The organism is Chromobacterium amazonense (assembly GCF_001855565.1).
GTDB lineage: Bacteria > Pseudomonadota > Gammaproteobacteria > Burkholderiales > Chromobacteriaceae > Chromobacterium > Chromobacterium amazonense.
In genome coordinates this window covers 85,744-95,759 of the sequence record NZ_MKCR01000005.1, presented here as the reverse complement: position 1 = coordinate 95,759, position 10,016 = coordinate 85,744, and the positions used below count along the sequence as shown (strand labels likewise).

Genomic DNA, 10,016 nt, shown 5'->3' with positions numbered 1-10,016 from the left:
GGTGGGCTTTGTCATCGCTTCGCGATGACAAGCTTGCAACAAGCTAAGGTGAAGCCGACGCATCCGCAGCTTCGGTTATCAGTTTGAGCCCCGTTACATCTTCCGCGCAGGACGACTCGACCAGTGAGCTATTACGCTTTCTTTAAATGATGGCTGCTTCTAAGCCAACATCCTGGCTGTCTAGGCCTTCCCACTTCGTTTACCACTTAACTGATCATTTGGGACCTTAGCTGGCGGTCTGGGTTGTTTCCCTCTTGACGATGGACGTTAGCACCCACCGTCTGTCTCCCATGCTCGCACTTTCCGGTATTCAGAGTTTGCCATGGTTTGGTAAATCGCAATGACCCCCTAGCCATAACAGTGCTTTACCCCCGGAAGTGATACATGAGGCACTACCTAAATAGTTTTCGGGGAGAACCAGCTATCTCCGAGTTTGTTTAGCCTTTCACCCCTATCCACAGCTCATCCCCTAGTTTTGCAACACTAGTGGGTTCGGACCTCCAGTGCGTGTTACCGCACCTTCATCCTGGCCATGGATAGATCACTCGGTTTCGGGTCTACGCCCAGCAACTAAAGCGCCCTATTCGGACTCGGTTTCCCTACGCCTCCCCTATTCGGTTAAGCTCGCTACTGAACGTAAGTCGCTGACCCATTATACAAAAGGTACGCAGTCACGGAACACGTCCGCTCCCACTGTTTGTATGCATCCGGTTTCAGGTTCTATTTCACTCCCCTCCCGGGGTTCTTTTCGCCTTTCCCTCACGGTACTGGTTCACTATCGGTCGATCACGAGTATTTAGCCTTGGAGGATGGTCCCCCCATCTTCAGACAGGATTTCGCGTGTCCCGCCCTACTTCTCGTATGCTTAGTACCAAGAATGCGTTTTCGTGTACGGGGCTATCACCCACTATGGCGGTCCTTTCCATAACCTTCCACTAACGCAATCTCTATCACATACAGGCTGTTCCGCGTTCGCTCGCCACTACTTACGGAATCTCGGTTGATTTCTTTTCCTTCAGCTACTTAGATGTTTCAGTTCGCTGAGTTCGCCTCCTCAGACCTATGTATTCAGTCTGGGATGACCCCTAAGGGCCGGGTTTCCCCATTCGGATATCGCGGGATCAAAGCTCTATTGCCAGCTCCCCCGCGCTTTTCGCAGGCTTACACGTCCTTCATCGCCTGTGATCGCCAAGGCATCCACCAGATGCACTTAGTCGCTTGACCCTATCATTTCAGTAACCTAGATCACTAAAACAACAAGTGTGTTTGTGCGACGACTGCACCGCCCCTTTTGAGTTGGCGACGCAGCCTTAGATACAATCAAATACCCAAGATGACGATTTGTCCGCGTAAAGAGTTAACTCTACGCTTTCATTTCGCCGTCTTATATATTCGGCTTCTTCAGTTTGTTAAAGATCGGGCGTTTTACAACGCAAACAGAATCCAACTCTTCCGAGTTCGCTTTTGTTTGCACTGTAAGTGGTGGAGGATGACGGGATCGAACCGACGACCCCCTGCTTGCAAAGCAGGTGCTCTCCCAACTGAGCTAATCCCCCTCTAAATCCGAAATACTGCGTTGCTTAGTCGCTCGTGTACAGGTGTACACGTCGCTCCTGCGCGCCTTGTCTTTCGGCTTTATCTCCGGGTGCCAATTCAGAACACCCAGAGTGTAACTGGTGGGTCTGGTAGGACTCGAACCTACGACCCCTGCGTTATCAACACAGTGCTCTAACCAGCTGAGCTACAAACCCAGTTGACTTATGAAGTCGTGGCATCCACAACTTCATTTTGATCAAAAACAAGCGAATCCAGGCGGAAGGCGACGACGTGTACATCCAGTACACGAGGAGCTTTCCAACGCAGAGTCGCGCCGGTTTTCATCAAAATGCCCTTAACTACAAATAACCGATAGGCTGTAAGTACTTGACGATCGCCTTCTCTAGAAAGGAGGTGATCCAGCCGCAGGTTCCCCTACGGCTACCTTGTTACGACTTCACCCCAGTCATGAATCCCACCGTGGTAAGCGGCCTCCTTGCGGTTAGCCTACCCACTTCTGGTGAAACTCACTCCCATGGTGTGACGGGCGGTGTGTACAAGACCCGGGAACGTATTCACCGCAGCATGCTGATCTGCGATTACTAGCGATTCCGACTTCACGCACTCGAGTTGCAGAGTGCGATCCGGACTACGATCGGTTTTATGAGATTGGCTCCACCTCGCAGCTTCGCGACCCTCTGTACCGACCATTGTATGACGTGTGAAGCCCTGCTCATAAGGGCCATGAGGACTTGACGTCATCCCCACCTTCCTCCGGTTTGTCACCGGCAGTCTCATTAGAGTGCCCAACCAAATGATGGCAACTAATGACAAGGGTTGCGCTCGTTGCGGGACTTAACCCAACATCTCACGACACGAGCTGACGACAGCCATGCAGCACCTGTGTTACGGCTCCCTTTCGGGCACCAAGCCATCTCTGGCAAGTTCCGTACATGTCAAGAGCAGGTAAGGTTTTTCGCGTTGCATCGAATTAATCCACATCATCCACCGCTTGTGCGGGTCCCCGTCAATTCCTTTGAGTTTTAACCTTGCGGCCGTACTCCCCAGGCGGTCAACTTCACGCGTTAGCTACGCTACCAAGGATTCAAACCCCCAACAGCTAGTTGACATCGTTTAGGGCGTGGACTACCAGGGTATCTAATCCTGTTTGCTCCCCACGCTTTCGTGCATGAGCGTCAGTGTCATCCCAGGGGGCTGCCTTCGCCATCGGTATTCCTCCGCATCTCTACGCATTTCACTGCTACACGCGGAATTCTACCCCCCTCTGACGCACTCTAGTCGTGCAGTCTCCAATGCCGTTCCCAGGTTGAGCCCGGGGCTTTCACATCAGACTTGCACAACCGCCTGCGCACGCTTTACGCCCAGTAATTCCGATTAACGCTTGCACCCTACGTATTACCGCGGCTGCTGGCACGTAGTTAGCCGGTGCTTATTCTTCCGGTACTGTCATCCCCGCCAGGTATTAACCAGCGAGATTTCCTCCCGAACAAAAGTCCTTTACAACCCGAAGGCCTTCTTCAGACACGCGGCATGGCTGGATCAGGCTTGCGCCCATTGTCCAAAATTCCCCACTGCTGCCTCCCGTAGGAGTCTGGGCCGTGTCTCAGTCCCAGTGTGGCGGATCATCCTCTCAGACCCGCTACTGATCGTCGCCTTGGTGAGCTCTTACCTCACCAACTAGCTAATCAGACATCGGCTGCTCGTATAACGCGAGGCCTTTCGGTCCCCCGCTTTCCCCCTCAGGGCGTATGCGGTATTAATCCGGCTTTCGCCGAGCTATCCCCTATTACACGGTACATTCCGATGCATTACTCACCCGTTCGCCACTCGCCACCAGGAGCAAGCTCCCGTGCTGCCGTTCGACTTGCATGTGTAAAGCATGCCGCCAGCGTTCAATCTGAGCCAGGATCAAACTCTTCAGTTCAATCTCATAGCAACTTCTGGCACGCAAGTTCAAAGAAATAACTGGTATTTCCTATCTCTTGCAGTGCAAGTTTTTGGCTTTCGCCAAGCACTTACACCTATCGGTTATTCGTTCTGTTAAAGAGCGGTGCTGGTCGCTGCAACCGTCGCCGGAACCTGTTTCGTTCGGCTTGTTTCGTTCGCTGCGTCAGCTGAGGAGGCGAACTATACGCCCGGACCCGAACCTCGTCAACACCTTTTGCGGGAAAAAGTGAACAAGAGCGGACCTTCCAGTCTGAAAACACACGCAAGTGATTGATGAAAAACATCATATGAAGACAGACTTTTTGCAGCGCATCTAGGCAGCACCGCCCAAACTATCGACACACCATGAAAAACGGGCCGGCATTGCTGCCGGCCCGCTTGTCTTTCGCCATGGTTTCGATGCTTATATATGGTCCAGCAGTTGCAGCGGATGATCGATATCGACATCCGCCCCCCATTGCTCCGGCTTGTCCTCTGCGGAGAAATAGCCCCAGTTGACCAGAACAGTCTTCATGCCGACCGCGCGCCCCGCCTGGATGTCTCGCTCGGCATCGCCGACATACATGCAACGCTGCGGATCGATGCCGATTTGCGCAGTGGCATGCAGCATAGGCCGAGGGTCCGGCTTGGGCACGCCGACCGTATCGCCGCTAACGGTTACGGCTGGCGGGACGGCAAAAGGCAGCCAGGGCACCAGGCGGTCGGTAAACCGCATCGACTTGTTGGTGATGATCCCCCAAGCCAGACCGCGCCGATCCAATTCCGCGATCAGCTCGTTCACTCCTTCGAATAGCGTCGTCTGCTCCGCCAGATTGGCATCGTACAGATCCATGAAGCGCACTCGCAGCGCCTCCATCCGCTCCGCGTCCAGATCCGCGCCGAAACCGAGCTTGACCAGTCCGCGCGCGCCATGGCTCGCAACCGGCCTTATGGCCTCGTAAGGCTGCGGCGGCATGCCCTCCTCCGCCAGCAAACGATTCAACGCCGCGCCCAGGTCGCGCGCGGTATCGGCCAGCGTGCCGTCCAGATCGAATAACACTGCCTTGATCATGATCTCAACTTCAATATCGATATATAAGGGAGTATTGCACCATCAACGGATGGTCTTGCCAAGAAACAGCCGGTACGCCGGATTATCGGTTTCTTCGGCATAAGGATATCCCAACGTATCGAGGAACTGCTGGAAAGCAGCGGCGTCGCCCGCTGGCACCTGAACGCCCACCAAGACGCGGCCATAGTCGGCGCCGTGATTGCGGTAGTGGAACAGGCTGATATTCCAGTCGATGCGCATCGCGTCCAAAAAGCGCATCAAGGCGCCGGGCCTGTCCGGAAACTCGAAGCGCAGCACGCGCTCATACTTCAACTGCGGCGCATGCCCACCCACCAAGTGGCGGATATGCAGCTTGGCCAGTTCATTGTCCGTCAAATCGATGCCGTCTAGCTCCTCACCCCGCAAGTCGTTCAGCAACTTCTCCACATCCTCGCGACCGGCGATCTGCACCCCGACAAACACATGGGCGATGCTGGGGTCGGCGAAGCGGTAGTTGAATTCGGTGATGTTGCGGCCGCCGATCACCGAGCAGAAGCGCTTGAAGCTGCCCGGCTTCTCAGGAATGGTGACGGCGATGATGGCCTCGCGCCGCTCGCCCAGCTCGGAGCGCTCCGACACATGTCGCAGCCGGTCGAAATTCATATTGGCGCCGCAGGAGATGGCCACCAGCGACTGGTCGCGACAGCCCTCGCGTTCGACATAGGCCTTGGCGCCCGCCACCGCCAGCGCGCCCGCCGGCTCGACTATGGAGCGGGTATCTTCGAAAATATCCTTGATCGCCGCGCAGATGGCGTCTGAATCGACCAGAATGATCTCGTCCAGCAGCTCGCGGCAGATGCGGAAGGTTTCCTCGCCCACCAGCTTGACTGCCACGCCGTCGGCGAACAAACCCACGTCTTTCAGCTCGACCCGCTCGCCCTTCTCTATAGACTGGCGCATCGCGTCGGAATCCACCGGCTGCACGCCTATGATCTTCACTTCCGGCTTCAGCCGCTTGATGAAGCTGGCCACGCCGGCCGCCAAGCCGCCGCCGCCGATGGCGACGAACACGGCGTCAAGATCGTCCGGATGCTGGCGCAGTATCTCCATGCCCACCGTGCCCTGGCCGGCGATCACGTCCGGGTCGTCGAATGGCGGAATATAGGTGCGGCCGCTTTCCTCTGCCAATTTCACCGCGTGCAGATAGGCTTCGTTGAAGGAGTCGCCAGACAGCACCACCTGGCCGCCGCGCTGCTTGACCGCATCTATCTTGATCTGCGGCGTGGTCACCGGCATCACGATCACCGCCTCGCAGCCCAGCTTGCTGGCCGACAGCGCCACGCCCTGGGCATGATTGCCGGCGCTGGCGGTAATCACCCCGCGCGCGCGCTGCTCCGGCGTCAACTTGGCCATCTTGTTGTAAGCGCCGCGCAGCTTGAAGGAGAACACCGGTTGCAGGTCCTCGCGCTTGAGCAAAATGCGATTGCCGTAACGGCGGGACAAATTGGGCGCGAGCTCCAACGGCGTCTCCACCGCCACGTCGTAAACCCGTGAAGTCAGAATGCGTTCCAGATAATCATGCTTGTCGCTCATGGTGATGCCTTGGTCCCTGGTAGTTTCTTGTATTTGAACTGCCAGAGTATCAGGAACTCCAAATCTGCGGGAGGCTGGCCGCGCATTCTTTGCTGCATTGCAAAACCCCAGAATGCCGGACGGCCTTTTTCGGGCTGCGGCCCTCGCTGCAGCGTGTATAATCACCGGCTACTGTTTGTGACCCCTTGCAAGCCCACTCCAACATGAAAACAATCACTTCTGCCCTGGTGGCTGCCGCTCTGGCGCTGCCGTCTTTTGGTTTTGCCAGCACCGCTTTTGTGCCGCCCGCGCCGGAAATCGCCGGCAAGGCCTATTACTTGATCGACTACAACAGCCAGCAGGTTCTGGCGGCCCGCGATCCCGACTCCCGCATCGAGCCGGCCTCTCTGACCAAGCTGATGACAGCCTACCTGACCTTCAAGGCGCTGAAGGAAAAGCGCCTGACGCTGGAACAGACGCTGACGGTTTCGCAGCGCGGCTGGAAAACCGAAGGCTCGCGCATGTTCCTGGATCCGAAAGTCCCGGCCAAGGTGGAAGACCTGATCAAGGGCATGATCGTGCAATCCGGCAACGACGCCTGCGTGACGCTGGCCGAAGCCATCGCCGGCAGCGAGGACGTATTCGCCCAAGTGATGACGCAACAGGCTCAGAAGCTGGGCATGAAGAATACCCAGTTCAAGAACGCTACCGGCCTGCCGCATGAAGGCCACTACACCACGGTGCACGACCTGGGCATCCTGGCCGCGTCATTGATCCGCGACTTCCCCGAGTACTATCCGATCTACTCGATGAAGTCGTTTACCTATAACAATATCCAGCAGCCCAATCGCAACCTGCTGCTGTACCGCGACCCGAACGTAGACGGCATGAAAACCGGCTACACCGACACCGCCGGTTACAATATGGTGACCTCCAGCCACCGCGATGGCCGCCGCGTGATTTCCGTAGTGGTCGGCACGGCCAGCCCGGAGGCGCGCGCGGTGGAAAGCTCCAAGCTGCTGAACTACGGCTTGCAATTCTTCGACACGCCCAAACTTTATGCTGCAAACGCCCGCGTATCAGACGTATCGGTATACAAGGGCGATGCCAAGGTGGTGCCGGTAGGCTTCTCCAGCGACGTCTACGCCACCGTCGCCAAGGGCCAGGCCGCCAAACTGAAAGCCGACATGACCACGACGCAGCCGCTGATCGCGCCGATCAAGGCCGGCCAGGTTGTGGGCAAGCTGGTGGTTTCCCTCGATGGGAAGCCACTGCTGGAACGTCCGGTGGTAGCATTGAAGGCAGTGGACGAAGGCAACTTCTTCAGCCGCCTGTGGGACAGCCTGAAGCTTCTGCTAGGCTGGAAGTAAAAGCAGCACCGTAGTTTGCAGCGCCGCGGCCTGTCCGCGGCCTGCTGTTTTGCAATTCAAGAGTAGCCAGACATGTCCGACGAAAAACAGGAATTGATGGAATTCCCCTGCCGCTTCCCTTTGAAGATCATGGGCGAGCGGCATGAGGCATTCGTTTCCACCATCACCGAAGTGGTCCGCGTCCACGCTCCGGATCTCGCCGAGATCGACGTGGTGCTGCGTGAAAGCTCGGGCGGCCGCTTCTATGCGCTGACCGTCACCATCACCGCCACCTCGCGCCAGCAGTTGGACAATATTTATCTGTCTCTGACCGGCCACCCGATGGTCAAAATGGTCCTCTAAACACCGGGAGTTCAGGTGCCACGCATCATCAAACATCTGGGCCGGGTCGATTACGAACCGACCTGGCGCGCCATGCAGGCCTTCACCAACCAGCGCGAAGAGCACACCGCCGACGAGCTGTGGGTGGTGGAACACCCGCCGGTATTCACCCAGGGCCTGGCCGGCAAGCCGGAACATCTGCTTCAGCAGAACGACATCCCGGTGGTGCAGACCGATCGCGGCGGCCAGATCACCTACCATGGCCCCGGCCAGTTGGTGGTCTATCTGCTGATCGATTTCAAGCGCATGCGCATCGGGGTGCGCGACCTGGTGCGCCACATCGAGCAAGCCGTCATCGACATGCTAGCCGAGCAAGGCATCGCCGCCAATGGCGATGTCGATGCCCCGGGCGTCTACGTCGATGGCGCCAAAATCGCCTCGCTCGGCCTGCGCATCAAAAACGGCGCCGTCTACCACGGGCTCAGCCTGAATGTGGACATGGACCTGACTCCGTTTAGCTGGATCAATCCTTGCGGCTACGCCAACCTCAAGGTAACCCAAATGAAGAATCTGGGCGTCAATCTCACGGTCGCCGAAGTAGCCGACAAGCTGCTGCCGCACCTGGAACGCCACCTGAGCATAAGCAAGGAGACCGCATGAAGCCGGACAACCAAGCTGGGGTGAAGCACAAGGGCGCGGCAAAGACCGCCCGCATCCCGATCAAGATCGTGCCGCTGGAAGAAAAGCTGAAAAAGCCGGAATGGATCCGCGCCAAACTGCCCAACGGACAGCGCTTCCACGAAATCAAGCAAATCCTGCGCGAGCAGAAGCTGCACACTGTCTGCGAAGAAGCCACCTGCCCCAATATCGGCGAATGCTTCAGCAAGGGCACCGCCACCTTCATGATCATGGGCGATATCTGCACCCGTCGCTGCCCGTTCTGTGACGTCGGCCACGGCCGTCCGAACCCGCTGGACCCGAACGAGCCCAAACACTTGGCCGAGAGCGTGGCCGCGATGCGCTTGAAGTACGTGGTGGTCACCTCGGTGGACCGCGACGACCTGCGCGACGGCGGCGCCCAACATTTCGCCGACTGCATCAATGCCGTGCGCGAGCTGTCGCCGAATACCCAAATTGAAACCCTGGTGCCCGACTTCCGCGGCCGGCTGGACATCGCCATCGACATCCTGACGCAAACCGCGCCGGATGTGATGAACCACAACCTGGAAACCGTGCCGCGCCTGTACAAGCAGGCCCGCCCTGGCGCCGATTACGCGCATTCGTTGCAGCTGTTGAAAGACTACAAGGCGAAGAACCCGAATGTCCGGACCAAGTCCGGCCTGATGGTGGGCCTGGGCGAGACCGACGAGGAAATCCTCGAAGTGATGCGCGACCTGCGCGCCCACAATGTAGACATGCTGACCATAGGCCAGTACCTGCAGCCTTCCGACGGCCACCTGCCGGTGCTACGCTACGTTCACCCGGACACCTTCAAGATGTTCGAGGAAAAAGCCTACGAAATGGGCTTTGTCCATGCCGCAGTCGGCGCCATGGTGCGCTCCAGCTATCACGCAGATGTTCAGGCGCATGAGGCAGGGGTGTAAGCGACTTTAGAAGTCCGATACGCAGCGCAGGCAAAGGGGCGTCCATGGACGCCCCTTTCTGCTGTCGTTCCTGCTCGCAATTCCCAACCCCAGCCAGGGAAAGCGATCTCCAATCTCCCGCATGCCGAGAAACCCGCTTGCTTAGCCATGGCCGCGCCGAGTGGCCATGAAATCCCTTCCCCACGCAACAGCATGCCGAATGATTTAAGTCGACGAACATTTTGCCCCGACTGCTGAATTGCCAACATTATCCCGATATAAATACAGTTTTATTTGATAAAACGGCAAAACCGGTTTATAGTGGCATTGTTATTAATTTTGCAAAGGCAAACCGTGGACAACGACGGTTCTAGTCGATCTTCGATCGCAGCAAGCCTTGCAGGATAAACAGCAGACCGAACGCTCTTCTCTCTGCCGCATCCTGCAAGACAGGATGTGGTGTCTCAAAGTCGATTCCCATCGACAACAGCATAACGACCAAGATTCGCAGTACGCAGCCCGGATGGCCAGCATGCCATGCAACCCTATGCCGTGCCTGTTTGCTTGGTCGTGCCCGACACCCCCATCGATAGATCCAGCACCCGTATTGATTGTTTGCGCAGCTTTCGTTTCGCA

General features: G+C 57.1%; 6 protein-coding genes, 2 tRNA genes and 2 rRNA genes. 4 read left to right on the top strand and 6 right to left on the bottom strand.

Features of this window, described 5'->3' with window-relative positions; translation table 11 throughout:
* The 6 genes from BI343_RS20140 to ilvA all read right to left on the bottom strand — a co-directional run.
* Positions 1 to 1,224: ribosomal RNA gene (locus BI343_RS20140) — 23S ribosomal RNA — on the bottom strand; the annotation flags it as partial.
* Positions 1,225 to 1,480: 256 nt separating this feature from the next.
* Positions 1,481 to 1,556 (bottom strand) — tRNA-Ala (locus tag BI343_RS04655).
* A 118-nt stretch (positions 1,557 to 1,674) separates the two neighbouring features.
* A tRNA-Ile gene (locus BI343_RS04650) sits at positions 1,675 to 1,751 on the bottom strand.
* A gap of 192 nt (positions 1,752 to 1,943) precedes the next feature.
* Positions 1,944 to 3,481 (bottom strand): 16S ribosomal RNA (locus tag BI343_RS04645).
* A 426-nt stretch (positions 3,482 to 3,907) separates the two neighbouring features.
* Complete coding sequence (locus tag BI343_RS04640) at positions 3,908 to 4,555, bottom strand: HAD family hydrolase (RefSeq protein WP_043626473.1); 648 nt, start codon at positions 4,553 to 4,555, stop codon at positions 3,908 to 3,910.
* A gap of 42 nt (positions 4,556 to 4,597) precedes the next feature.
* Positions 4,598 to 6,127 (bottom strand): threonine ammonia-lyase, biosynthetic, encoded by a 1,530-nt coding sequence (ilvA, locus tag BI343_RS04635; RefSeq protein ID WP_071108837.1) that lies wholly within the window; start codon positions 6,125 to 6,127, stop codon positions 4,598 to 4,600.
* Between the two features lie 203 nt (positions 6,128 to 6,330).
* Here ilvA and BI343_RS04630 point away from each other — a divergent pair, with 203 nt between their 5' ends.
* The 4 genes from BI343_RS04630 to lipA all read left to right on the top strand — a co-directional run bounded on the left by BI343_RS04630 (position 6,331) and on the right by lipA (position 9,401).
* Positions 6,331 to 7,476 carry a D-alanyl-D-alanine carboxypeptidase family protein gene (locus tag BI343_RS04630; protein WP_043626467.1) on the top strand — a complete coding sequence of 382 codons (1,146 nt, stop codon included), beginning with the start codon at positions 6,331 to 6,333 and terminating at the stop codon, positions 7,474 to 7,476.
* Between the two features lie 72 nt (positions 7,477 to 7,548).
* Complete coding sequence (locus BI343_RS04625; protein WP_043626465.1) at positions 7,549 to 7,818, top strand: YbeD family protein; 270 nt, start codon at positions 7,549 to 7,551, stop codon at positions 7,816 to 7,818.
* A gap of 15 nt (positions 7,819 to 7,833) precedes the next feature.
* Entirely contained in the window at positions 7,834 to 8,457 is a 624-nt protein-coding gene (gene lipB, locus BI343_RS04620) for a lipoyl(octanoyl) transferase LipB (protein ID WP_071108836.1), read from the top strand.
* Positions 8,454 to 9,401: a lipoyl synthase gene (gene lipA / locus BI343_RS04615; protein ID WP_071108835.1), complete on the top strand. Its 948-nt coding sequence runs from the start codon at positions 8,454 to 8,456 to the stop codon at positions 9,399 to 9,401. The genes lipB and lipA overlap by 4 nt, the downstream gene beginning before the upstream one ends.
* The last annotated feature ends 615 nt before the right edge of the window (positions 9,402 to 10,016 follow it).